This window comes from Vibrio sp. Y2-5, assembly GCF_014596725.1.
Lineage (GTDB): Bacteria > Pseudomonadota > Gammaproteobacteria > Enterobacterales > Vibrionaceae > Vibrio.
In genome coordinates, this window is sequence record NZ_JACVEG010000010.1 from 31,552 (window position 1) to 55,647 (window position 24,096).

General features: G+C 44.4%; 24 protein-coding genes. 23 read left to right on the plus strand and 1 reads right to left on the minus strand.

Going from position 1 to position 24,096, the window contains the following annotated elements; translation table 11 throughout:
* The first annotated feature begins 134 nt into the window (after window positions 1-134).
* The 4 genes from tgt (at window position 135) to secF (ending at window position 4,582) form a co-directional block, all read left to right on the plus strand.
* Complete coding sequence (gene tgt, locus HUO09_RS18720; RefSeq protein WP_167413402.1) at window positions 135-1,274, plus strand: tRNA guanosine(34) transglycosylase Tgt; 1,140 nt, start codon at window positions 135-137, stop codon at window positions 1,272-1,274.
* Window positions 1,275-1,413: 139 nt separating this feature from the next.
* Window positions 1,414-1,746, plus strand: a complete 333-nt coding sequence (yajC, locus tag HUO09_RS18725; RefSeq protein ID WP_167413403.1) for a preprotein translocase subunit YajC — start codon at window positions 1,414-1,416, stop codon at window positions 1,744-1,746.
* 20 nt (window positions 1,747-1,766) lie between these two features.
* Entirely contained in the window at window positions 1,767-3,620 is a 1,854-nt protein-coding gene (secD, locus tag HUO09_RS18730; RefSeq protein WP_188234992.1) for a protein translocase subunit SecD, read from the plus strand.
* 14 nt (window positions 3,621-3,634) lie between these two features.
* A complete protein-coding gene (gene secF, locus HUO09_RS18735; protein WP_167413872.1) occupies window positions 3,635-4,582 on the plus strand; it encodes a protein translocase subunit SecF in 948 nt (315 codons plus the stop codon).
* 117 nt (window positions 4,583-4,699) lie between these two features.
* Here the strand turns inward: secF and suhB are convergent, their stop codons facing one another.
* Complete coding sequence (suhB, locus tag HUO09_RS18740) at window positions 4,700-5,503, minus strand: inositol-1-monophosphatase (protein ID WP_188234993.1); 804 nt, start codon at window positions 5,501-5,503, stop codon at window positions 4,700-4,702.
* Between the two features lie 180 nt (window positions 5,504-5,683).
* Here suhB and trmJ point away from each other — a divergent pair, with 180 nt between their 5' ends.
* From trmJ to HUO09_RS18835, 19 genes are all read left to right on the plus strand, one after another.
* Window positions 5,684-6,415: a tRNA (cytosine(32)/uridine(32)-2'-O)-methyltransferase TrmJ gene (gene trmJ / locus HUO09_RS18745; protein WP_188234994.1), complete on the plus strand. Its 732-nt coding sequence runs from the start codon at window positions 5,684-5,686 to the stop codon at window positions 6,413-6,415.
* Window positions 6,416-6,528: 113 nt separating this feature from the next.
* A complete protein-coding gene (gene iscR / locus HUO09_RS18750) occupies window positions 6,529-7,050 on the plus strand; it encodes a Fe-S cluster assembly transcriptional regulator IscR (protein ID WP_167413777.1) in 522 nt (173 codons plus the stop codon).
* Window positions 7,051-7,076: 26 nt separating this feature from the next.
* Window positions 7,077-8,291: an IscS subfamily cysteine desulfurase gene (locus HUO09_RS18755; protein WP_167413778.1), complete on the plus strand. Its 1,215-nt coding sequence runs from the start codon at window positions 7,077-7,079 to the stop codon at window positions 8,289-8,291.
* A gap of 36 nt (window positions 8,292-8,327) precedes the next feature.
* The gene (gene iscU / locus HUO09_RS18760) at window positions 8,328-8,711 is read left to right on the plus strand and encodes a Fe-S cluster assembly scaffold IscU (protein WP_167413779.1); all 384 of its coding nucleotides are present in this window, start codon (window positions 8,328-8,330) and stop codon (window positions 8,709-8,711) included.
* 65 nt (window positions 8,712-8,776) lie between these two features.
* The gene (gene iscA, locus HUO09_RS18765) at window positions 8,777-9,100 is read left to right on the plus strand and encodes an iron-sulfur cluster assembly protein IscA (RefSeq protein ID WP_042489660.1); all 324 of its coding nucleotides are present in this window, start codon (window positions 8,777-8,779) and stop codon (window positions 9,098-9,100) included.
* Window positions 9,101-9,164: 64 nt separating this feature from the next.
* Window positions 9,165-9,680: a co-chaperone HscB gene (hscB, locus tag HUO09_RS18770; RefSeq protein WP_167413780.1), complete on the plus strand. Its 516-nt coding sequence runs from the start codon at window positions 9,165-9,167 to the stop codon at window positions 9,678-9,680.
* Between the two features lie 21 nt (window positions 9,681-9,701).
* Window positions 9,702-11,555: a Fe-S protein assembly chaperone HscA gene (gene hscA / locus HUO09_RS18775; RefSeq protein WP_188234995.1), complete on the plus strand. Its 1,854-nt coding sequence runs from the start codon at window positions 9,702-9,704 to the stop codon at window positions 11,553-11,555.
* 14 nt (window positions 11,556-11,569) lie between these two features.
* Complete coding sequence (gene fdx / locus HUO09_RS18780; protein WP_102963912.1) at window positions 11,570-11,908, plus strand: ISC system 2Fe-2S type ferredoxin; 339 nt, start codon at window positions 11,570-11,572, stop codon at window positions 11,906-11,908.
* 51 nt (window positions 11,909-11,959) lie between these two features.
* The gene (gene iscX / locus HUO09_RS18785; protein ID WP_042489665.1) at window positions 11,960-12,154 is read left to right on the plus strand and encodes a Fe-S cluster assembly protein IscX; all 195 of its coding nucleotides are present in this window, start codon (window positions 11,960-11,962) and stop codon (window positions 12,152-12,154) included.
* A gap of 163 nt (window positions 12,155-12,317) precedes the next feature.
* Window positions 12,318-13,610: an aminopeptidase PepB gene (gene pepB / locus HUO09_RS18790; RefSeq protein WP_167412837.1), complete on the plus strand. Its 1,293-nt coding sequence runs from the start codon at window positions 12,318-12,320 to the stop codon at window positions 13,608-13,610.
* Between the two features lie 73 nt (window positions 13,611-13,683).
* A complete protein-coding gene (ndk, locus tag HUO09_RS18795) occupies window positions 13,684-14,124 on the plus strand; it encodes a nucleoside-diphosphate kinase (RefSeq protein ID WP_042489669.1) in 441 nt (146 codons plus the stop codon).
* A gap of 250 nt (window positions 14,125-14,374) precedes the next feature.
* Window positions 14,375-15,496 (plus strand): bifunctional tRNA (adenosine(37)-C2)-methyltransferase TrmG/ribosomal RNA large subunit methyltransferase RlmN, encoded by a 1,122-nt coding sequence (locus tag HUO09_RS18800; RefSeq protein ID WP_188234996.1) that lies wholly within the window; start codon window positions 14,375-14,377, stop codon window positions 15,494-15,496.
* 317 nt (window positions 15,497-15,813) lie between these two features.
* Window positions 15,814-16,797 (plus strand): cytoskeleton protein RodZ, encoded by a 984-nt coding sequence (gene rodZ, locus HUO09_RS18805; RefSeq protein WP_188234997.1) that lies wholly within the window; start codon window positions 15,814-15,816, stop codon window positions 16,795-16,797.
* 8 nt (window positions 16,798-16,805) lie between these two features.
* Entirely contained in the window at window positions 16,806-17,930 is a 1,125-nt protein-coding gene (gene ispG / locus HUO09_RS18810; RefSeq protein ID WP_102942903.1) for a flavodoxin-dependent (E)-4-hydroxy-3-methylbut-2-enyl-diphosphate synthase, read from the plus strand.
* Window positions 17,931-17,955: 25 nt separating this feature from the next.
* The gene (gene hisS, locus HUO09_RS18815; protein ID WP_167412840.1) at window positions 17,956-19,224 is read left to right on the plus strand and encodes a histidine--tRNA ligase; all 1,269 of its coding nucleotides are present in this window, start codon (window positions 17,956-17,958) and stop codon (window positions 19,222-19,224) included.
* Window positions 19,225-19,287: 63 nt separating this feature from the next.
* The gene (locus tag HUO09_RS18820) at window positions 19,288-19,902 is read left to right on the plus strand and encodes a YfgM family protein (protein ID WP_167412841.1); all 615 of its coding nucleotides are present in this window, start codon (window positions 19,288-19,290) and stop codon (window positions 19,900-19,902) included.
* A 12-nt stretch (window positions 19,903-19,914) separates the two neighbouring features.
* Window positions 19,915-21,075, plus strand: a complete 1,161-nt coding sequence (gene bamB, locus HUO09_RS18825) for an outer membrane protein assembly factor BamB (protein WP_188234998.1) — start codon at window positions 19,915-19,917, stop codon at window positions 21,073-21,075.
* 314 nt (window positions 21,076-21,389) lie between these two features.
* Entirely contained in the window at window positions 21,390-22,874 is a 1,485-nt protein-coding gene (der, locus tag HUO09_RS18830; protein WP_167412843.1) for a ribosome biogenesis GTPase Der, read from the plus strand.
* 106 nt (window positions 22,875-22,980) lie between these two features.
* On the plus strand, window positions 22,981-23,853 hold the full coding sequence (locus HUO09_RS18835) for an alanyl-tRNA editing protein (protein WP_188234999.1): 873 nt from the start codon (window positions 22,981-22,983) through the stop codon (window positions 23,851-23,853).
* The last annotated feature ends 243 nt before the right edge of the window (window positions 23,854-24,096 follow it).

The window sequence follows — 24,096 nt, forward strand, 5'->3', positions numbered from 1 at the left end:
GTCATACTCTTGGTTTATCTTTGAAGCTATCTGGACACTTTTCCGGGTAGCTGTTTGTACCTAGGATAGTGTTTATTTAACACTAGCTATGGGTATCAATCCGTCAGACTGTTTCTCTGACATTTGGAGGCTTTGTGAAACTACAATTCGATCTAAAAAAGAAAAATGGCAATGCTCGTCGCGGTCAACTGACTTTTGAACGTGGCACAGTGCAAACACCTGCGTTCATGCCTGTCGGTACTTACGGTACGGTAAAAGGTATGACACCGGAAGAAGTCGCTGATACTGGCGCACAGATTCTACTGGGCAACACTTTCCACCTTTGGTTACGTCCTGGTCAAGAAGTAATGAAAATGCACGGTGACTTGCATGATTTTATGAACTGGCAAGGTCCGATCCTGACTGATTCAGGCGGTTTCCAAGTGTTCAGCCTTGGTGATATTCGCAAAATCACTGAGGAAGGTGTGCATTTCCGTAACCCGGTAAATGGTGACAAGATTTTCATGGACGCAGAGAAGTCGATGGAAATTCAAAAAGACCTTGGTTCTGACATCGTCATGATTTTCGATGAATGTACGCCATACCCTGCAACTCATGATGAAGCAAAGAAATCAATGGAGATGTCTCTCCGTTGGGCACAACGTTCTCGCGATCATTTTGACAAGCTTGAAAATCCAAACTCATTGTTTGGTATCGTTCAGGGCAGCGTATATGAAGACTTGCGCGATGTTTCTGTAAAAGGTCTGACTGAAATTGGTTTTGATGGTTACGCTGTCGGTGGTTTGGCTGTTGGTGAACCTAAAGAAGACATGCACCGTATGCTTGAGCACACCTGTCCACAGCTGCCGGAAGACAAACCTCGTTACTTAATGGGCGTTGGCAAACCGGAAGATTTAGTAGAAGGTGTACGCCGCGGCATCGATATGTTTGACTGTGTTATGCCTACACGTAATGCGCGTAACGGCCATTTATTCGTTACTGGCGGTATCATCAAGATTCGCAACGCGGTGCATAAAACGGATACTTCTCCATTAGATCCGCATTGTGATTGTTACACTTGCAAAAATTACTCGAAATCGTATCTTCATCATTTAGATCGTTGTAATGAAATTTTAGGTGCTCGCCTAAATACCATTCATAACTTACGCTACTACCAACGTTTGATGGAAAGTATCCGTACTGCGATTGATGAAGACCGTTTCGATCAATTTGTAGAAGAGTTCTACGCACGACGTAATCGTGAAGTTCCACCTCTACAAAAAGAGAAAGCTTAATGTTGATGCCAGCATGTGTGCTGGCATTAATGTAATTTCGTGCGCTAAGTTGGATTTATCTCAATTCCTGACTTGAATTCAACGTTGCGCAACCCAATAGATTCCAAACTAGACAAAACAACTTAGAGGACGTTTCTCAATGAGTCTAATTTCTGTAGCACACGCGGCATCTGCTGGTTCTCCAGCTGGTGGTGGTTTTGAAATGCTAATCATGCTTGGCATGTTCGCGGTAATCTTCTACTTCATGATTTACCGCCCACAGTCAAAGCGTGTAAAAGAGCATAAAAACCTAATGGCTTCTATGGCTAAAGGTGATGAAGTGCTTACCAGTGGTGGACTAGTAGGTCGCATTACTAAAATTGCAGAAGACAACGATTATGTGTCTATTGCTCTTAACGAGAACAACGAAATCGTTCTTAAAAAAGACTTCATTACAGCAGTATTACCAAAAGGTACGCTGAAATCTCTATAAACAGCTAGAGGATCTTCTCTGTGCTAAACCGTTATCCGTTATGGAAGTACTTGATGGTGGTATTTGTTATTGCCATCTCTGCTTTGTATGCACTTCCAAATATTTACGGTGAAGATCCAGCCATTCAAATTACAGGGGCGCGTGGCGCCTCTGTAGATCTGTCAACGCTGGATTCTGTCACTAAAGCGCTAGATAAAGCGCAGCTTTCTCATAAATCCATTGGTCTTGAAAATGGATCTATCCTTGTTCGATTTAATGACACAGATACTCAAATCAGCGCCCGCGATGTCGTAAGTGAAGCTCTGGGTAAAGATACAATTGTGGCATTAAACCTTGCAGCATCAACTCCTGATTGGCTTGAAGCGATAGGTGCAGCACCTATGAAGCTTGGTCTCGACCTTCGTGGTGGTGTTCACTTCCTGATGGAAGTGGATATGGATGCCGCGATGGAAAAACTGGTCACTCAGCAAGAAGAAGCATTCCGCAGTGAACTGCGAGAAGACAAAATTCGCTACCGTGCAATTCGTCCTCTTAAAGATTCAGTAGAAGTGGTGTTACGTGATGCTAAGCAACTTGCTCAAGCAAAAGCCTCTTTAGAAGCAAAACACCGTGATATGACATTCATCGCTTCTGATGAAAGCAATCCGTTTGTTCTCAAAGCGCAGTTCTCTGAAACTCGTCTACAAGAAATCCGTAACTACGCTGTTGAACAAAACATCAGCATCCTACGTAACCGTGTAAACGAACTGGGTGTTGCTGAACCGTTAGTGCAACGTCAAGGTGCAACTCGTATCGTCGTTGAACTGCCGGGTGTTCAGGATACAGCTCGTGCAAAAGAGATTCTTGGTGCTACAGCAACACTTGAATTCCGCGAAGTGGATGACAAGGCTGATTTAGCCGCTGCGGCTGCAGGTCGTGTACCAGCAGGCAGTGAAGTTAAGTTTGACCGTGAAGGTCGTCCAGCTGTGCTTAAAAAGCGTGTTATTCTTGGTGGTTCAAGTATCACTGATGCAAGCTCAAGCACTGATGAATATGGCCGTCCTCAGGTAAACATCTCACTGGATAGTGAAGGTGGCGCTAAGATGTCAGCGTTCTCTAAAAAGAACATTGGCAAGCTGATGGCTACGGTGTTTGCAGAATACAAAGACAGCGGTCGTAAGACGCCAGAAGGTAAAGTTATCTTAGTTAAGCACGAAGAAGTGGTTAACCAAGCAACGATTCAATCTGCTCTTGGCCGTAGCTTCCGTATTACCGGTATCGATTCAGCGGCTGAAGCTCATAACCTAGCTCTTCTATTACGTGCTGGTGCTCTGATTGCGCCAATCTCAATTGTAGAAGAACGCACCATTGGTCCATCTATGGGTCAACAGAATATCGAGATGGGTATTCAAGCGTGTGTCTGGGGTATGGTTGCAGTAATGCTGTTTACGCTACTTTACTACCGTAAGTTTGGCTTGATCGCCAACGTAGCTCTGTTTGCAAACCTTGTGTTGATCATCGGCGTGATGTCTATGATTCCTGGGGCAACTATGACCTTACCGGGTATTGCGGGTATCGTATTGACCGTCGGTATGGCCGTGGATGCGAACGTACTGATCTTTGAACGTATCCGTGAAGAGCTGCGAGATGGACGCAATCCACAGCAAGCGATTCACCAAGGTTATGCGAACGCGTTCAGTACGATCGCCGATGCGAACATCACGACCTTAATTACAGCGATTATCCTGTTTGCAGTAGGTACCGGTGCCATCAAAGGCTTTGCGGTAACTCTGTCTATCGGTATTCTCACTTCAATGTTTACTGCAATTATCGGCACACGTTGTATTGTCAACTTGCTGTACGGTGGTAAACGTATTAACAAATTGTCGATCTAAGGGTAGGAATTGGTATGTTTCAAATTCTGAAAAGAGATAAATCGATCGACTTTATGCGTTGGTCGAAGTTCGCGTTCATTTTCTCGGTACTCATGATCGGAGCTTCGATTTTCACACTATCGACTAAATGGTTGAACTGGGGCTTAGACTTTACTGGCGGTACTCTGATCGAGGTAGGTTTTGAACAACCTGTAAACCTTGAAGAGATTCGTGTAGCACTAGAAACGAAAGGCTTTGGTGATGCAACCGTACAGAACTTTGGTTCAGCTAGAGATGTGATGGTTCGTCTTCGCCCACGTGATAACGTGGCAAGTGAAGCATTGGGTAACCAAATCTTGAGCGCGATTAAAGAAGGTACTGGTGAATCAGTTGAAATGCGCCGTATCGAGTTCGTTGGTCCTAACGTAGGTGATGAACTAACGGAAGCGGGCGGTTTGGCGATTTTAGTGTCGCTACTGTGTATTCTTCTGTATGTATCTATGCGATTCGAGTGGCGTTTAGCGGCGGGTGCAGTATTGGCACTGGCGCACGACGTGATTATTACGCTTGGTATTTTCTCACTACTGCAAGTTGAAGTGGATTTAACCATCGTTGCGGCATTGTTAACGGTAGTCGGTTACTCACTCAACGATACCATCGTTGTATTTGACCGTATCCGTGAGAATTTCCGTAAGATGCGTAAAGGCGAACCCGCTGAAATCATGAACAACTCGATCACTCAAACATTAAGTCGTACTTTGATTACTTCAGGTACCACCTTGTTTGTGGTCATTGCCTTGTTTACCCAAGGCGGTGCTTTGATTCACGGTTTCGCAATGGCACTTCTGCTCGGTATCACTGTGGGTACTTACTCTTCAATCTATGTGGCTTCTGCACTGGCATTGAAATTAGGTATCACCCGTGAGCACTTACTGACTCCACAAGTGGAGAAAGAAGGTGCCGAATTCGACGAGTTGCCATAAGAGATTAAAAAGCCACTGAGTTCAGTGGCTTTTCTTTTGTTTCTTCAGCGACAGTCAGACACAAAAAAGCCCCAACCGTTAGGAAGGGGCTTTCTATTATCAGCTGTGACGGAGCTGTTATTTCAGAATCGCACTGTTACCGTTTTCGCGGATGTGGTTCAAAATAGCCTTCACACCGCGTGGGCTAGAGCCAACGATGTTGCCTGATTTCATGTAATCAGTACCGCCAGCGAAATCTGTTAGGATTGCACCTGCTTCACGAGCAATCAGTTCACCTGCTGCAAGATCCCAAGGTTTCAAACCAAGCTCGAAGTAACCATCAACACGGTTAGATGCTAGGTAACATAAATCTAGAGCTGCAGAACCTGTACGACGGAAATCTGAACATTCAACAAATAGAGACGTCATAATCTTCATGTAAGATTCTGAGTGTTGCTTTTGTTTGAATGGGAAGCCAGTTGCCAAAACGGCACCTTGCAGGTCTTTAATTTGTTTGATACGGATACGGCCGTTGTTTAGCTGTGCACCAGAACCACGTTGAGCTGTGAATAGCTCGTTTAGCATAGGGTTGTAAACACAAGCCACTTCAGTTTTGCCTTTAATACGAACAGCAATTGAAACGCAGAAGTGAGGTAAGCCTTTGATGAAGTTTGTCGTGCCATCCAGTGGGTCGATAATCCATTGTACATCCTGATCTTTACCTTCGATCAGACCGCCTTCTTCGGCAATGATGCAGTGCTCTGGGTAAGAGCCTTTAATCGTAGACACGATAATGTTTTCAGCTTCTTTGTCTACGTTAGTGACAAAGTCGTTCATGCCTTTTTGAGTGGCTTCGATTTTCTCAGGAGTTTCTAGAGATTTAGCAATATGATTGCCTGCCTTTCGCGCAGCGCGAATAGCAATGTTTAGCATAGGATGCATACGGATTTCCCAACGGATGTTAAAGAACGAAAAAAGCGGTGCGCAGTATACCAAATGTTTACCAAAATGGAAGTGGTTATTTTTTATTCATTCGGTTCTAGGGCGGGTGAAGCTTCTGACCATTTTACTCAGGTTTATGTTAAGATTCTGCGGTTATAAGTTGAGTAGCGTAAATACATCATGTTAAGCAATGTTAAAGTGGTTTTAGTGGGAACCTCTCATTCTGGCAATATCGGCTCTGCAGCTCGTGCTATGAAAGTCATGGGACTCAGCGAAATGGTTTTGGTTGATCCTCAGTGTGAGGTGGATGCTCAAGCTGTCGCGCTGGCTGCTGGCGCAAGTGACATCGCACTCAATGCTCGAATTGTTAGTAGTTTAGAAGAAGCGGTAGAAGACTGTGGCCTAGTGGTTGGTTCCAGCGCTCGTTCAAGAACATTGGAATGGCCAATGCTCGATCCCCGCGAATGTGGTGAGAAGTTTGCCATTGAAGGGCAAAAACATCCGGTTGCTTTAGTCTTTGGACGTGAACGTACTGGGTTAACCAATGAAGAGCTGCAAACTTGCCATTACCATGTCTGTATTCCTGCGAATCCAGAATATAGCTCTCTGAACTTAGCTATGGCGGTTCAGACAATATGTTATGAAATCCGCATAGCACATTTAAATCAGGTTCAATCTCAATACGCACCTCAAGCTGATGAGGAATACCCTCGTCATAAAGAACTGGAAATGTTCTACGAACACCTTGAAAAAGTCATGATTGAAACCCAGTTCATCTCAGAGGCACAACCTGGTCAAGTGATGAATAAACTTCGTCGCCTTTTTAATCGTGCACGTCCAGAAGCTCAAGAACTCAACATCTTACGTGGCGTTCTTACTGCTGTTGGCAAGAATTTGCAGAATAAAAATTAACCACTTTTTATTAAAGGTTAAATACCTGACTATTTTAGTCAAATAAATACTTGACCATATTAGTCAGGTATGTGAAACTTCTAACCACATAATCAATGTGGATACGGTGTGATATGAGACTTACATCTAAAGGAAGATATGCGGTAACAGCCATGTTAGATGTGGCTCTGCATTCGCAACAAAGCCCAGTACCATTGGCAGACATTTCTGAACGCCAAGGCATCTCGCTTTCATATTTAGAGCAACTGTTTTCGAAATTGCGTAAAGCCGGTTTAGTTGCTAGCGTTCGTGGCCCTGGCGGTGGTTATCGCTTAGGTCTGAATGGCCACTCGATTTCAATTGGTACAGTGATTGCTGCAGTTGATGAATCCGTTGATGCGACTAAGTGTAACGGTAAAGGTGATTGCCAAGGTGGTACTCGCTGCTTAACACATACACTGTGGCGCGACCTAAGCTCTCGCATCAGTGACTTCCTTAACAACATCACTCTAGGTGAGCTGATGGTTGATAATGAAGTGCTAGAAATTTCTGATCGCCAAGATATTGGTCTTGCGATTAACCACGGGATTGCACACAAAAATTCAAACACAGTCACCATTGGTGCGGCACCCGTAGGTATTAATGTTCGTTCTTAAGAACGACGTTTACATTGGAGTAGAAAATGAAACTGCCTATTTATTTAGACTATTCAGCAACTTGCCCAGTTGATCCACGTGTTGCTGAAAAGATGGTTCAGTACATGACGATGGATGGTACTTTTGGTAACCCTGCATCTCGTTCTCATCGTTATGGCTGGCAGGCAGAAGAAGCCGTTGATACTGCTCGTGAGCAAATTGCAGATCTATTGAATGCAGATCCTCGTGAAATTATCTTCACTTCAGGCGCAACAGAGTCTAACAACCTTGCGATTAAAGGTGTTGCACACTTTTATCAAAAACAAGGTAAACACATCATTACCTGTAAAACTGAGCACAAAGCTGTACTGGACACCACTCGTCAGCTAGAGCGCGAAGGTTTTGAAGTGACGTATCTTGAGCCAGAAACAAACGGCTTAATTGATTTAAATAAATTAGAAGCAGCAATGCGTGATGACACCATTCTTGTTTCTATTATGCATGTGAACAATGAAATCGGTGTTATTCAAGATATCGCTGCTATTGGTGAACTGTGTCGTTCACGTAAAATTGTTTTCCATGTAGACGCAGCACAATCTGCAGGTAAGTTACCAATCGACGTCCAAGAGATGAAAGTTGACCTTATCTCAATGTCGGCGCACAAGATTTACGGCCCTAAAGGCATTGGTGCTTTATACGTACGTCGTAAACCACGTATTCGTCTTGAAGCGCAAATGCACGGTGGAGGCCATGAGCGTGGTTTCCGCTCTGGTACACTTCCTACTCACCAAATCGTGGGTATGGGTGAAGCATTCCGAATTGCAAAAGAAGAGATGCAACAAGATTTCGACCACGCTAAAAAAATGCGTGATCGTCTACTAGCTGGCATCAAAGATATGGAAGCAGTTACGATCAACGGTGACCTAGAGCAACGTTTACCGAACAACCTAAACGTGAGCTTTGCTTTCGTTGAAGGTGAATCACTGCTTATGTCTCTGAAAGACCTTGCGGTATCTTCAGGCAGTGCATGTACATCAGCAAGCCTTGAACCATCGTACGTACTACGTGCTCTTGGTCTTGATGATGAATTGGCTCACAGCTCAATTCGTTTCTCATTCGGTCGTTTCACGACAGAAGAAGATATTGATTATGCGATTGAATTGATTCGTGTAGCTGTCAACAAATTACGCGACATGTCTCCACTATGGGATATGTACAAGGAAGGGGTAGATTTGAGCACTGTTGAGTGGGCTCATCATTAATCTTTCCAGCGATTTAGAGGATTCGAGGTAACTATCATGGCATACAGTGAAAAAGTAATTGATCATTACGAGAACCCACGTAACGTAGGTTCGTTTGACAAGGAAGATCCATCAGTAGGTAGCGGCATGGTTGGTGCTCCTGCATGTGGTGACGTAATGCGTCTGCAAATCAAAGTATCTCCTGAAGGCATCATTGAAGATGCAAAATTCAAGACTTACGGATGCGGTAGCGCAATCGCGTCAAGTTCGCTTGTAACTGAATGGGTTAAAGGCAAATCAATTGACGACGCAGCAGCGATCAAGAATGCTGAAATTGCAGAAGAACTAGAGCTACCACCAGTTAAAGTTCACTGTTCAATCTTGGCAGAAGACGCAATCAAAGCCGCTGTTGCGGATTACAAGAAAAAACATCAACAATAATAAATAATTGGGAGTAACCCATTGTTACTCCCACTTTAATTAACAGCAGACCCAAAGGTAGCAGTATGGCCATTACTCTAACTGAATCAGCAGCACACCGAGTTAAAACCTTTTTGGATAACCGCGGAAAAGGTATCGGCTTACGTTTAGGCGTAAGAACGACTGGGTGTTCAGGTATGGCATACGTACTAGAATTCGTTGATGATCTTGAAGACGGTGACCAAGTCTTCGAAGATAACGGTGTGAAAGTTATCATTGATGCGAAAAGCTTGGTTTACTTAGACGGCACAGAGCTGGACTACAAAAAAGAAGGCTTGAATGAGGGCTTCGAATTCAACAACCCGAACGTCAAAGGCGAATGTGGTTGTGGTGAAAGCTTCAACGTCTAAGAGTTCTCTGAATTTAGGGTGAGTAACAACTCATCCTAAATCGTATTAAAGGACCGATATCTACATGAATTATTTCGAATTATTTGGGCTACCAACTCAGTTTCAACTGGATGGTAGCCTTCTTTCTTCTCAGTTCCGTGAGTTGCAAAAGCGTTTTCACCCAGATAAATTCGCCACGGCTTCTGAGCGTGATCGACTGATGTCGGTACAAAAAACGGCAGAGATTAACGATGCCAATCAAGTTTTAAAAAGCCCAATCTCTCGCGCAGAATACCTACTGTCACTTAACGGAGTTGAACTCCGTGGTGAGCACCAAACTCTTCAAGACCCGATGTTCCTGATGGAACAGATGGAACTGCGTGAAGAACTTGAAGCAATTATCGACAGCTCTGATGCGGAAAGTGCGCTGTTCGACTTTGATAGTAAAGTCGAGAAAATGTATAAACAGCACTTAATCCAAGTAGAGCAAGAGCTAAACAGTGAGCAGTGGAGTACCGCAGCTGATACTGTTCGTAAGCTCAAATTTATTGCCAAATTAAAAAATGAAATAGAACGAGTCGAAGACAAACTTCTCGGCTAATTCTAAAAAAAGGACCCATAGATGGCATTACTTCAAATTGCAGAACCGGGTCAAAGTTCTGCACCGCACCAGCATAAACTGGCTGCAGGCATTGATTTAGGAACCACCAACTCGTTAGTGGCTTCAGTGAGAAGCGGCACAGCAACCACTTTAGTTGATGAGCAAGGACGAAGCATCCTGCCTTCCGTTGTGTCTTATTCCCAAGAAGAAAAAGTGGTCGGCTATGACGCACATGATATGGCGCAAGCTGATCCTGCTAATACCATTATTTCGGTAAAGAGACTTGTTGGCCGTTCATTAACCGACATTCAGTCTCGTTACCCAAATCTGCCGTATCAATTTAAAGCCAGTGAAAACGGTTTGCCAATCATGCAAACGCCTCACGGTGATAAAAACCCAATTCAAGTGTCAGCTGACATTCTTAGAACGCTAGGCCAACGAGCTGAAAACACGTTAGGTGGCGAATTAGCTGGCGTGGTGATCACGGTTCCTGCTTACTTTGATGATGCTCAACGAGTAGCAACTAAAGATGCTGCAGCTCTTGCTGGGTTACACGTATTACGTCTGCTCAATGAACCAACGGCCGCAGCTATCGCTTATGGTCTGGATTCTGGTCAGGAAGGTGTGATTGCCGTTTATGACTTAGGTGGCGGTACGTTCGATATTTCCATTTTGCGTCTGTCAAAAGGCGTATTTGAAGTGCTTGCAACCGGTGGTGATTCGGCGCTAGGTGGTGACGATTTCGACCATCTGATTGCTGAGTACCTGCAACAGCAAATGGGTATTGAAGGCCAGTTAAGTTCAGGTCAACACCGTGCGCTATTGAACGCGGCTACTGCGGCGAAAATTGCACTGTCAGATAGCAATCAAGTAGAAGTGAATGTCCTTGATTGGTCTGGAGTGCTGACCAAACAACAATTCAATGAACTGATCCAGCCACTGGTGAAGAAAACACTGATGTCTTGCCGCCGAGTGCTGAAAGATGCGCAGATTTCGGCAGATGAAGTATTGGAAGTGGTCATGGTTGGCGGCTCCACTCGTACTCCATATGTGCGTGAGCAAGTGGGTGAGTTCTTTGGTCGTACACCATTAACCAGCATCAACCCTGATGAAGTGGTTGCCATTGGTGCAGCGATTCAAGCGGATGTGCTGGCGGGCAATAAGCCTGATTCTGAAATGCTGCTGTTGGATGTAATCCCGCTTTCACTTGGTATTGAAACCATGGGTGGCTTAGTGGAAAAAATTATTCCACGAAACACCACGATCCCAGTGGCAAGGGCGCAAGAATTTACCACCTTCAAAGATGGCCAAACAGCGATGAGTGTTCACGTTGTTCAAGGTGAGCGTGAGTTAGTGGATGACTGCCGTTCACTGGCGCGTTTCTCACTGAAGGGCATTCCACCAATGGCTGCGGGTGCTGCACATGTTCGCGTAACTTATCAAGTGGATGCGGATGGTCTGTTATCCGTAACCGCAATGGAAAAGAGCACAGGCGTACAAGCTGAAATTCAAGTTAAGCCGTCTTACGGGTTAAATGACGACGAAGTTGCCCAAATGCTGCGTGATTCTATGGCGTATGCTAAAGAAGACATGCAAGCGCGAGCGCTGATGGAACAGCGTGTTGAAGCGGATCGAGTCATCGAAGGCCTGATTGCAGCAATGCAGGCGGATGGTGACGAGTTACTGAACGAAGATGAGCGACAGCTTTTAGTTAACGCTATCGAATCGCTGATAAAATTACGCAACAGTGATGATGCAGATGCCATTGAGCAAGGGATAAAAGATACCGACAAAGCGAGCCAAGATTTTGCGTCGCGCCGTATGGATAAATCCATTCGTGCCGCATTGGCTGGTCATTCAGTTGACGAGATTTAAAGAGAAGACAAAAAATGCCTAAGATTATTGTTTTACCCCATGAAACACTTTGCCCGGAAGGTGCGGTATTAGAAGCGCAATCTGGCGAAACGATTCTTGATGTGGCGTTGAAAAACGGTATCGGAATTGAGCATGCGTGTGAGAAATCCTGTGCATGTACCACTTGTCACTGCATTGTCCGTGAAGGTTTTGACTCGCTAGAAGAGAGTGATGAACTCGAAGATGACATGCTGGATAAAGCTTGGGGCTTAGAGCCTGAATCTCGTTTGAGCTGTCAGGCAAGAGTTGCGGATGAAGATTTGGTTGTTGAAATTCCAAAATACACGTTGAATCACGCATCTGAAGATCACTAATTATCACTCTGGCTTGATTTAAGCCAGAGAATATGACACTGGAATAACATTATGAAATGGACAGATTCACGCGATATCGCAATTGAACTTTGCGAAAAATATCCTGACATTGAACCGCAAAATGTACGTTTTACCGATTTACATCAGTGGATATTGGACCTTGAAGATTTTGACGATGAGCCTAATCACTCGAACGAAAAAATCCTCGAAGCGATCATTATGTGCTGGATGGATGAGCGGGATTGATTTCGCTAACCTAGCCTCGCTAAGTTAACAGTTTTAAGAAAAAAGCGGGCCTAGTAGCCCGTTTTTTTATCAAGTTGATATTTTTAACTGACAAAATGCTAACATCCCCGAGTTATTGAAGAGATGTGGCGAAGAGACGCCATTACTAAGACAAGGAGAAACCATGTCTACACAAATGTCTGTATTTATTAGCCTAGAAGCTGCCCAGCCTCAGTGGGGAGAAAAGGCGTTATTATCATTTTCTGAGCAAGGTGCAACGATTCACCTTTCTCAAATTCACGATTTAGGTGCGATTCAACGCGCTGCTCGTAAGCTGGATAGCCAAGGTTTGCGCTCTGTATCTCTAGAAGGCGAAAGCTGGGATCTCGAATCTATTTGGGCTTTCTATCAAGGCTACCGTGAAGCGAAGAAAAAAAATGCGGTTGAATGGAAACCACTAGAGCAAGAAGCTCAAGCAGAATTAGAAGCTCGCATTAAAACCACTGATTGGGTTCGCGACATTATTAACAAGAGTGCTGAAGAAGTGGCTCCTCGTCAGCTTGCGACTATGGCGGCTGAGTTTGTTAAATCTCTGGCCCCTGAACAAGTTTCTTACCGTATCGTTAAAGACAAAGATCTTTTAACTGAAGGTTGGGAAGGTATTTTCGCTGTTGGCCGTGGTTCAGACCGTACCTCAGCAATGCTACAACTCGACTTCAACCCAACAGGCAAAGAAGACGCACCTGTGTTCGCATGTTTGGTCGGTAAAGGTATTACTTTCGATTCCGGTGGTTACAGCATAAAACCGTCTGGCATGATGTCTGCGATGAAAGCAGACATGGGTGGCGCAGGCATGATTACGGGTGCGTTGGCACTATCTATTCTTCGCGGCTTAAACAAGCGCGTGAAGTTGATTCTTTGTTGTGCTGAAAACATGGTTTCAGGCCGTGCTCTTAAGCTGGGTGATATCATCACTTACAAGAACGGCAAAACAGTCGAGATCATGAACACTGACGCAGAAGGTCGCCTAGTATTGGCTGACGGTCTGATGTATGCCAGTGAGCAAAAGCCTGAGTTGATCATTGATTGCGCAACGCTAACTGGTGCAGCAAAAAATGCATTGGGCAATGATTTCCATGCACTGATGAGCTTTGATGACGAGTTGTCACACCAAGCTCTGACGGCTGCGAAAGAAGAACACGAAGGTCTATGGCCACTTCCACTAATGGATTTCCATCGTGAGATGTTGCCGTCACCTTTCGCTGATCTATCTAACATTAGCTCTGGTGATTACGCACCGGGTGCAAGTACTGCGGCTGCATTCTTGTCTTACTTCGTTGAAGACCACAAGAAAGGTTGGCTACACTTTGACTGTGCGGGTACTTACCGTAAGTCTCCAAGTGATAAATGGGCTGCAGGCGCAACGGGCATGGGCGTTAGAACCCTCTCTCGCGTACTGATGGATCAAGCAAAATAATTGGTGTAATTCAAAGGTGGCCTTAGAGCCGCCTTTTTAAAATAAAACGACAAGTAAAGTAAAAGGACATTTTATGGCCCTAGAAAGAACATTTTCTATCATTAAGCCTGACGCCGTTGAACGTGATTTAATCGGTGAGATTTATCATCGTATTGAAAAGGCTGGACTACGCATTATCGCAGCGAAAATGCTTCGTCTGACTGATGAACAAGCAAGCGGCTTTTACGCGGAACACGAAGGAAAACCATTCTTTGAACCGCTAAAAGAGTTTATGACTTCTGGCCCAATTATGGTTCAAGTTCTTGAAGGTGAAGATGCAATTACGCGTTACCGTGAGCTAATGGGTAAGACCAATCCTGAAGAAGCAGCGTGTGGCACTATCCGTGCTGACTACGCACTCAGCATGCGTCACAACTCAGTACACGGCAGTGATAGCCCTGAGTCTGCTGCACGCGAAATTGAATTCTTTTTCCCTGAATCGGAAATCTGTCCTCGCTCAGAAGCTGTAGTTTAATTTTAGAGAGCTCCCGAAAGGGAGCTTTTTTGTACCTGCCAGAAACCTCTCGTAACACTGAAATCTCCGTTTTTTAGCAACTTCACTCTGTACTCATCGCCTGTTTGCTATTTTTTTAATTTACTGTTTATTTTTTATTCAAAGGCTTGTAAATACCCCAGTAAACTCATGGTATTGCAGCCCTTGTCGTTATTGCCTAAAGGCTGTACAATTCGCGCCCTTAATTATAGTTCCATCTTTGAGAGGCTACATGACCACACAAAAAGTCAATTTACTTGATTTTGATCGCAAGGCTATGCGTTCATTTTTCGCTGATGAACTGGGTGAAAAAGCATTCCGCGCCGATCAGGTGATGAAGTGGATTTACCATTTTGGTTGTGATGACTTCAACAAGATGACCAATATCAATAAGCAACTGCGCGAAAAACTGATCCAAAAGTGTGAAATTCGTGCACCGTACGTTTCTGAAGCTCAACACTCCAGTGATGGCACCATCAAATGGGCGATGAAAGTAGGCGATCAAGACGTAGAAACGGTTTATATCCCTGAAGATGATCGTGCAACGCTTTGTGTCTCTTCTCAGGTGGGTTGTGCGCTTGAATGCAAGTTCTGTTCAACCGCTCAGCAAGGCTTTAACCGTAACTTACGTGTCTCTGAAATTATCGGTCAGGTATGGCGTGCAGCGCGTGAAGTTGGTTTAGAAAAAGAAACAGGCCGTCGTCCAATTACTAACGTAGTAATGATGGGCATGGGCGAGCCACTTCTGAATATGAAAAACTTAATTCCAGCATTAGAAATTATGTTGGATGATCTCGGTTTTGGTCTTTCTAAGCGCCGCGTAACCGTTTCTACTTCCGGTGTTGTATCTGGTTTAGATCAAATGACGGGTCAAATTGACGTAGCGTTAGCCATTTCACTTCACGCGCCGAACGATAAACTGCGTAGTGAAATTATGCCGATCAATGACCGTTGGGATATTCAAGATTTCCTAGCGTCTGTTCGTCGTTATATTGCGTCTTCAAATGCAAACCGTGGCAAAGTTACAGTTGAGTATGTACTTCTGGATCATGTGAACGATGGTACAGAGCATGCACACGAACTGGCTCAGCTTATGAAAGACACACCTTGTAAGATCAATTTGATTCCGTTTAACCCGTATCCGGGTTCACCTTACAAGAAACCAAGCAATTCTCGAATTGATCGTTTCCAGAAAACACTGATGCAATACGAACATACAGTAACGGTTCGTAAAACACGTGGTGATGATATTGATGCGGCATGTGGGCAGTTGGTTGGTGATGTTATTGACCGCACCAAACGTACTAAAATCAAGCAGGTGGATGAGCAAGCCATCCCTGTAAAACAGATTTAGTCAAAAATTTTAGTAAGCCAGAGTTCGCTCTGGCTTACTAACTTTTGGAATTAATCCTACAAATTATGTCTTTTTGATGTCAGTTTAAGCAAAAACCTTGACGTGTCTGTAATTTCTTTTCCAAATGCTTGTTGTTTACAGGCTAATATCTATTAGAATGTTTCACTATTATCAAAAGTAAATGCGAATTACTGGCGATATCCAACATAAATGAATTTTCACCTGTTGAAGTCATCGACATTGATTGCTACTAACAAATCAATAATAAAAGCGACGAAGCGATACTTGAGCACAAAAACACGAGACAGACATCGCGGATGAATACTGAACATACAGAACAAGAAAACACAATCGTCGAAGAAACATCAAACGTAGAACAAGAAGCAGCATTTGTAGAACCAGGAACCCTTTTAAGAGAAAAGCGCGAAGCATTAGGGTTAACACAGCAACAAGTCGCTGATCGTTTGAGATTGCGTTTATCCATTGTTCAAAACCTAGAAGCCAACAACTTTGAATCTGATTTGGTCGCTACGTTCATTCGTGGCTATTTGCGTTCTTACGCCAAAGCGGTTGGATTAAAAGAATCTGAAGTTTTGCAAGCTTATGAGAAAAGCACGGCTGCGGAACCTCAAGAACAAACCATGCAAAGTTTCTCAAAGAAAACCAAGCGCGCGAAACACGATAGCCACATTATGACAATTACTTGGGTCATCTTGGTGATTCTTATCGGTATGTCATCACTCTGGTGGTGGCAGAACCACAAAGAAAGTGGATTCGAAGCTGGTGAAGATGCAGAAGTTTCAGCGGTTTTGAGCAATGAGTCCTCATTACAGGAATCACGCGACGATCAGGAATTTGCAACAGTCAGCGAATTAACGGAAGAATCAGGTGAAGAACCTGTTGAACCAATTTCACCAGCTGATGAAACTCAAGCCGCTGAAGAATCAGCAGTTGATGGAGCGGATTCTGCGGTTACAGAACAAGCGCCAGTTGTAGTGGAAGAAGCTCCTGTTGTCGTTGAAGAGCCAACGGTAGAAGCTCCTGTTGTTGAACAATCAGATACAACGAATCTATTAACACTTTCTTTTACAGCGGATTGCTGGATTCAAGTTAAAGATGCTACGGGTAAAACTTTGTCTACAGGCATTAAACAAGCCGGTCAGACTCTCAATTTACGCGGGCAAAAACCTCTACAAGTGATTCTTGGCGCTCCAGAGAGCGTATCAATGACATTTGCAAGTGAACCTGTAGACCTTTCTGGGTATACTTCAGGCAAAGTAGCAAGACTCACCTTACCTTAGACAATACTATGCAACACGAATCTCCGATCAAACGTCGTCCTTCTACACGTATTTATGTAGGGGATGTGCCAATTGGCGATGGTGCGCCAATTGCTGTGCAATCAATGACCAATACAAGAACGACTGACGTGGAAGCGACAGTCGCTCAGATCAAGGCTCTGGAAAATGTCGGTGCAGATATCGTTCGCGTATCTGTTCCAACGATGGACGCCGCAGAAGCTTTCAAACTCATCAAGCAGCAAGTATCAGTGCCGCTGGTAGCAGATATTCATTTTGATTACCGCATCGCATTAAAAGTGGCTGAATACGGTGTGGACTGTTTGCGCATCAACCCGGGCAACATTGGTAACGAATCTCGCATCCGTTCTGTTGTTGACTGTGCGCGTGATAAAAACATTCCAATTCGTATCGGCGTAAACGGCGGCTCATTGGAAAAAGATCTGCAAATGAAATATGGCGAGCCAACACCAGAAGCATTGGTGGAATCGGCGATGCGCCATGTCGATATTCTTGATCGCCTCAACTTTGATCAGTTTAAAGTCAGTGTGAAAGCATCCGATGTGTTCCTTGCGGTTGACTCTTATCGCTTACTGGCGAAGAAAATCGACCAGCCACTGCACTTAGGTATTACTGAAGCGGGCGGTGCTCGTGCCGGTTCGGTGAAGTCTGCGGTCGGCTTAGGCATGCTGTTAGCGGAAGGTATCGGCGATACTTTACGTATCTCTTTAGCGGCCAATCCGGTTGAAGAAATTAAAGTGGGTTTCGATATTTTGAAATCACTGCGTATCCGTTCTCGCGGAATTAACTTCATCGCTTGCCCGAGTTGTTCTCGCCAAGAGTTCGATGTTATTTCAACGGTAAACGAGCTGGAACAGCGATTGGAAGATATTTTGACGCCAATGGATGTTTCGATTATTGGCTGCGTAGTTAACGGTCCGGGCGAAGCAGAAGTTTCCCATTTAGGTCTGGCAGGCAGCAATAAGAAAAGCGCATTTTATGAAGACGGCGTTCGTCAAAAAGAACGTTTTGACAACGACGACCTAGTTGCTCAGCTTGAAGCGAAAATTCGCGCCAAAGCATCAATGTTAGATGAGAAGAACCGCATCAACATTCAGCAACTTGAACAAGATTAATCTAAACGATATTACGGTAACTATTTTGGCAAAGACTATTCAAGCAATCCGAGGCATGAACGACTGTCTCCCAACTCAGTCTCCACTTTGGCAAAAAGTGGAAGGCACGGTAAAAAACGTAATTAGTGCTTACGGCTACAATGAAGTTCGTATGCCTATCGTTGAGATGACACATCTATTTAGCCGTGCGATTGGTGAAGTCACTGACGTTGTTGAAAAAGAGATGTACACCTTTGAAGACCGTAACGGTGATAGCTTAACGCTACGCCCAGAAGGTACTGCAGGTTGTGTACGCTCTGGTATCGAAAATGGTCTGTTGTACAACCAAGAACAACGTCTGTGGTACATGGGACCAATGTTCCGTCATGAACGTCCTCAGAAAGGTCGCTACCGCCAGTTCCACCAGTGTGGTGTGGAAGTATTTGGCCTAAACGGTCCTGATGTCGATGCTGAATTGATCATGATGACGGCACGTATGTGGCGCGAGCTTGGCATTTCAGAGCATGTGCGTCTAGAGTTGAACTCAATTGGCTCACTTGAAGCTCGTGCTAACTATCGTACCGCACTAATTGAATATTTAGAGCAGTATATGGATGTACTGGATGATGACTGTAAGCGTCGTCTATACACCAACCCTCTGCGTGTACTGGATACTAAAAATCCAGACGTTCAAGCCGTATTAGGTGATGCACCTAAGCTGTCTGATTACCTAGATGAAGAGTCAAAACAACATTTTGTAGGTTTATGTGAACTTCTTGATGTTGCAGGTATCGAATATACGGTTAACGAGCGTTTGGTTCGTGGTCTGGATTACTACAACCGCACTGTATTTGAGTGGATCACTGAAAGTCTTGGTTCACAAGGTACTGTATGTGGCGGTGGTCGCTACGACGGTCTTGTTGAGCAGCTAGGTGGAAAACCAACACCAGCTGTAGGCTTTGCTATGGGGCTAGAACGTTTAGTGTTGATGATGGAAACATTAGGTAACACAGATGTTCGTCGCAGCGTTGATGTTTATGTGGTGACGGCTGGCGAAGGTACTCTCTCTGCGGGCATGAAGCTTGCCGAGCAAATCCGTGAACAAGTTCCGGGTCTTCGCGTAATGACACACTTCGGCGGCGGAAACTTTAAGAAACAGTTTAAGCGTGCAGACAAAGTTGGTGCTGCGATAGCATTAGTTTTGGGTGAAGACGAAGTTGCAGCTAACACCGTGGTTGTAAAAGACCTAGCAGGCGGCGAGCAAGAAACAATTTCTCAAGCAGAGATCGCGAGCAAGCTGGCTCATCTGATCTAATAGCGCATTTTTAGAGATACATATGCCAATGCTCGTCATTGGCATTTATAAAGAGGATAGGAAGTGGAACTCTACGATACTGAAGAACAACAAGTAGAAGCGATCAAAGATTGGTGGAAGGAAAATGGCAAAGCCGTAATGTTAGGTGCTGTCATTGGCTTAGGTGGTCTTTTTGGTTGGCGTTTTTATCAAGATAGCGTAACCGAAGCGAAAGAGGCTGCTTCAGAAGCTTATACTCAAGCAATCCTGTCTCTATCCTCTAAAGGTATTGATGCGAGCGGTGATGTTCAAAGCTTTATTGATGGCAATAAAGACACTGAGTATTCAGTGCTAGCAGCAATGCAACTTGCAAAAGCTCAAATTGAAGCGGGTAACTTAGACGAAGCTTTAGCACAACTTGAGTGGGCGAAAGGCACCACTAAAGATGCAGCGTTAAAACCAGTGATTACTTTACGCGTTGCTCGAGTTCAGGCTGAGCAAGGTGATTTTGATGCTGCTTTAACTGAACTGAACAACATTACAGAAGAAGCTTGGGCAGGCCGAGTGGCTGAATTGCGCGGTGATATTTCTCTGCGTAAGGGCGACACTGCTGCTGCTTATGCCGCTTACACTGAAGCGCAACAAGCTACGGATGCAAGCCAAACGTTGCAAATTAAACTGGACGACCTAGCCAAGTAAGGGCACAAGTTGATGAAAAAGATGTTCAACAAAGTGCTTCTGTCCTCAGCTGTGTTAGCTCTGCTAGCCGGTTGTGCCAGCGAAGAAGAAAACGTTGTGATGGCACCTGTGCCAGTGGTGAAAAGTGAATTTACACCTCAGTCACTGTGGAGTACTTCTATCGGTGATGGCGTTGGTCATTACTTTTCTAAGCTGTCACCTGATTATGCTTACAGCAAAGTTTTCGTTGCTAGTCGCGATGGTATTGTAAAAGCACTTGATCCTGAAAATGGCAAAGAAATTTGGAAAGTCGATTTAGAAGAAGATGTTTCTGCTCGTCTTTCTGGCGGTATTGTTGCTGCATATGGTCAAATTTACATTGGCAGTGAAAACGGCGTGGTTATCGCTTTAAATGCTGAGACGGGTGAAGAGTCTTGGAAAGTGAAAGTTGAAGGTGAAGTGTTAGCTTCTCCTGTAGCGGACAACAACCTTGTTATTGTTAACACCAGTCGTGGGGCGTTAGTTGCACTGGATCAGGCGACAGGTAGCCAGAAATGGACTATCAGTACCGAAGTACCAAACTTAACGCTGCGCGGTGATAGCCAACCAGCCGCTGTTTCTGGCGGTGTGTTCTGGGGCACTCCAAGTGGTCGACTAGCTGCGGCAATTTCTGCTCGTGGTCAGCTTATTTGGCAACAACCAGTTGGTCAGCCGAAAGGTGCGACTGAAATTGACCGCTTGGTGGATGTGGATGCGTCTCCAGTGATCATTGGCGGAACACTTTACACAATTGGTTTTAATGGTCAGTTGATCGCGATTGATTTACGTTCTGGCAAGCCTATTTGGAAACGTAATTACTCGTCAGCAACCGATATGGCTACTGACGGTGGTCGCCTATACTTAGTGACAGACAAAGATCACTTAGTTGCGGTGGATTCGCGCAGTGGTACAGAACTATGGAGCAATGACCAGTTAGAGCACCGTCTGCTGACTGCGCCAAAAGTGATTGAAGGCTATGTCGTTGTCGGTGATAGTGAAGGTTACCTGCACTGGATTGATCGTAGCTCTGGTGAATTTGTTGCTCAGCAGTTAGTTGATGACAGTGGATTTGCTGTTGGTCCAATAGCGGTTGATGGCGGTTATGTTCTGGTTACTCGCGATGGCGATGTAAAGAAACTGACGATCGAAAAGTAAACTGTGATATCATTCACAAACGGCTCCTAGCTGGAAACAGTTAGGAGCCGTTTTATTGAAATAAACAATGTGGTTATAGGTAATACTTATATATAACCTTCCTACTTGAAGCTGCAGCGGTGTTGACTACGTTCGTTCACCCCAATCACGCATAGTAATTTGTGGTCATGGGGATTCACTCACTTGCCGCCTACCTGCAACTCCAAGTAGTTTGGGTATAATTCGTGTAGACGGATATATTGGTATAAAGCTGATTGGTTGTTTTCTCAGTCATTACCTATAACTACATATGATTAATAATTGTAGAGGTTGTTATGATACCTGTTGTTGCTCTTGTAGGGCGTCCTAACGTAGGTAAATCGACACTGTTTAACCGTTTAACTCGCACTCGCGATGCGTTGGTTGCAGATTTTCCTGGCTTAACTCGTGACCGTAAGTACGGCCAAGCTAAGCTCGGTGAACACGATTTTATTGTTATTGATACCGGTGGTATTGATGGCAGTGAAGAAGGTGTTGAAACAAAAATGGCTGCACAATCGCTCGCTGCGATTGAAGAGGCTGATGTTGTACTGTTTATGGTAGACGGTCGTGCAGGCCTGACTGTTGCGGATGAAGCGATTGCACAGCATCTTCGCCGCATTGAAAAGAGCAGCATTTTAGTTGTCAACAAAGTGGATGGTATTGATCCTGATGCGGCAAGTGCTGAGTTCTGGCAACTTGGTATGGAAAGCATGTATCAAATCGCGGCAGCTCATGGTCGTGGTGTGGGTGCTTTGATTGACCGTGCGTTGAACCCTATTGCGGAAGAGATGCAGGCTCAAGATGCACTTCTAGAAGATCTGACTGACATTGAAGATTCAGAAGAAGAGCAACTAGAGTATACCGAAGAAGAAGCGGAAGCTGCGTATAAGCGATTACAAGATCAGCCAATTAAATTGGCTATCATTGGTCGTCCAAACGTAGGTAAATCAACGTTGACTAACCGTATTCTGGGTGAAGAACGTGTTGTGGTTTACGATATGCCAGGAACGACGCGTGACTCTATTTACATTCCGATGAAGCGTGATGAACGTGAATACGTGCTGATTGATACCGCTGGTGTTCGTCGCCGTAAACGCGTAAACGAAACGGTTGAGAAATTCTCAGTAGTTAAAACGTTGAAAGCTGTTGAAGATGCTAATGTGGTTCTTCTCGTTATTGACGCACGTGAAAACATCTCTGATCAAGACTTAAGCTTGTTGGGCTTTGCACTGAACGCGGGTCGTTCAATTGTTATCGCCGTCAACAAGTGGGATGGCTTGGATACAGACGTTAAAGAACACGTAAAGAAAGAGCTGGATCGCCGTTTAGGTTTCGTTGACTTTGCTCGCATTCACTTTATTTCTGCACTTCACGGTACAGGTGTTGGCCACTTATTTGAATCTGTTCAAGAGGCATATAAGTCAGCGACTACTCGTGTTGGAACATCGGTACTGACTCGTATCATGAAGATGGCGACGGAAGATCACCAGCCACCGATGGTTCGCAGCCGTCGTGTAAAACTGAAATATGCGCACGCTGGTGGTTACAACCCACCAATCATCGTTATCCACGGTAACCTTGTGAATGAACTGCCTGATTCATACAAACGTTATCTGATGAACTACTTCCGTAAGTCGTTGGAGATCATGGGTACACCGATTCGTATTCAGTTCCAGAACAGCGAAAACCCATTTGAAGGTAAAACCAGCAAAATGACGTTATCGCAAGAACGCAAACGCAAGCGTCTGATGACTATGATGAAAGGTCGCAGAAAATAACGCTGAATAAGAGCCCAAGCAATGCTTGGGTTTTTTTCTATCTAAATCTAAACCTCTGCCTCGCGCGGTGGTGATCGCTATTTATAACTTGTCCGATAAATTTGATATGACATATACACCTACCCAAGTCACGTTCACCCAATCTATTTTCCATCTTACAAGTGATGTGCAGTTTGTGAGAGTGAGTGAGGAAGCGCTATATATTGTGACCTCTCAGACACCTTTTCATCCTGTTAGTCATATTTGGCCGGACCATCCAGCGGATAGAGGTACACTCACTGTCGGAGAACATATCTACACAGTTGAAAACTGCCTTGTGGGTGCAATTAATTTGGTTGAGCACCAACTTCTAGTGGGGAAAGAGATCCCTATAAAACGGGATGAACCCGGCTGGGTGTTCGTTGTTGTTCATCAAATCAAAGCAGAAAAAAAGGCTGTCAAAGTGGGTGATGCTGTGAGTTTAACGGTTGATGATGCCTATCAGAAGCAGTTGAGTCGTGGTCATAGCGCAGGTCACTTAGCTTACTTAGCACTCAATAAAGTCTTAGCTGCTGGATATTGGCGTAAAGATGCTGATAGAAAAGACCCTCATGGTCACAATGATTTCAATAGTTATGCGCAAGTGACGAGCTTTGTCACAGAAGATCGCTGTTTAGACACGTATCGTCTTGGGAAAACATTGCGTAAACGTGGTTTGAATAGCGCAGATATGCTAGAAAACTTAACTAAAATTGAAGAGCAGGTAAATCTGCAACTGGAGTCTTGGTTGACTTTGGGATCAAAAATCGAGATCACCAGACAAGGTGATAACTTAACGGATTCACGCTACTGGCAGTGTGATTTACAGGAAGGTAAAAAGGCCATAATCCCTTGTGGCGGAACGCATTGTGATTCATTGGAACGCTTCAAAGAGATACAAGTGAAGCTAGTGCAACGTGATAATGAACATATCGAAATGCACACTTATGTAACTCATTAGCTGGGAAATGATCTTTTTGTTAAGTTCTGATTTATTGAGAATTTAAAGTCTGGGTTAGATTATTTAACTGTTTAAAATCCAAATGCAGAATATGTAACTTATGCTTTCGGTGTGTGGTTATATAAATGTTCTTTTAAGGGTAGATCGCTGAACAAAACAGATAAAGCAGAAGATCGGATTGAGATCTCTTTAACGATCTTTATTATGTCTACAAGTGTTTTAACCAAAGATTTCGTATTTGAA

What these genes read in the sequence shown, in the direction of transcription:
- yajC (WP_167413403.1), top strand. Translation starts at nt 1,414, where the DNA reads ATGAGTCTAATTTCTGTAGCACACGCGGCATCTGCTGGTTCTCCAGCT.
- secF (WP_167413872.1), top strand. Translation starts at nt 3,635, where the DNA reads ATGTTTCAAATTCTGAAAAGAGATAAATCGATCGACTTTATGCGTTGG.
- suhB (WP_188234993.1), bottom strand. Translation starts at nt 5,503, where the DNA reads ATGCATCCTATGCTAAACATTGCTATTCGCGCTGCGCGAAAGGCAGGC.
- trmJ (WP_188234994.1), top strand. Translation starts at nt 5,684, where the DNA reads ATGTTAAGCAATGTTAAAGTGGTTTTAGTGGGAACCTCTCATTCTGGC.
- iscR (WP_167413777.1), top strand. Translation starts at nt 6,529, where the DNA reads ATGAGACTTACATCTAAAGGAAGATATGCGGTAACAGCCATGTTAGAT.
- HUO09_RS18755 (WP_167413778.1), top strand. Translation starts at nt 7,077, where the DNA reads ATGAAACTGCCTATTTATTTAGACTATTCAGCAACTTGCCCAGTTGAT.
- iscU (WP_167413779.1), top strand. Translation starts at nt 8,328, where the DNA reads ATGGCATACAGTGAAAAAGTAATTGATCATTACGAGAACCCACGTAAC.
- iscA (WP_042489660.1), top strand. Translation starts at nt 8,777, where the DNA reads ATGGCCATTACTCTAACTGAATCAGCAGCACACCGAGTTAAAACCTTT.
- hscB (WP_167413780.1), top strand. Translation starts at nt 9,165, where the DNA reads ATGAATTATTTCGAATTATTTGGGCTACCAACTCAGTTTCAACTGGAT.
- hscA (WP_188234995.1), top strand. Translation starts at nt 9,702, where the DNA reads ATGGCATTACTTCAAATTGCAGAACCGGGTCAAAGTTCTGCACCGCAC.
- fdx (WP_102963912.1), top strand. Translation starts at nt 11,570, where the DNA reads ATGCCTAAGATTATTGTTTTACCCCATGAAACACTTTGCCCGGAAGGT.
- iscX (WP_042489665.1), top strand. Translation starts at nt 11,960, where the DNA reads ATGAAATGGACAGATTCACGCGATATCGCAATTGAACTTTGCGAAAAA.
- pepB (WP_167412837.1), top strand. Translation starts at nt 12,318, where the DNA reads ATGTCTACACAAATGTCTGTATTTATTAGCCTAGAAGCTGCCCAGCCT.
- ndk (WP_042489669.1), top strand. Translation starts at nt 13,684, where the DNA reads ATGGCCCTAGAAAGAACATTTTCTATCATTAAGCCTGACGCCGTTGAA.
- HUO09_RS18800 (WP_188234996.1), top strand. Translation starts at nt 14,375, where the DNA reads ATGACCACACAAAAAGTCAATTTACTTGATTTTGATCGCAAGGCTATG.
- rodZ (WP_188234997.1), top strand. Translation starts at nt 15,814, where the DNA reads ATGAATACTGAACATACAGAACAAGAAAACACAATCGTCGAAGAAACA.
- ispG (WP_102942903.1), top strand. Translation starts at nt 16,806, where the DNA reads ATGCAACACGAATCTCCGATCAAACGTCGTCCTTCTACACGTATTTAT.
- bamB (WP_188234998.1), top strand. Translation starts at nt 19,915, where the DNA reads ATGAAAAAGATGTTCAACAAAGTGCTTCTGTCCTCAGCTGTGTTAGCT.
- der (WP_167412843.1), top strand. Translation starts at nt 21,390, where the DNA reads ATGATACCTGTTGTTGCTCTTGTAGGGCGTCCTAACGTAGGTAAATCG.
- HUO09_RS18835 (WP_188234999.1), top strand. Translation starts at nt 22,981, where the DNA reads ATGACATATACACCTACCCAAGTCACGTTCACCCAATCTATTTTCCAT.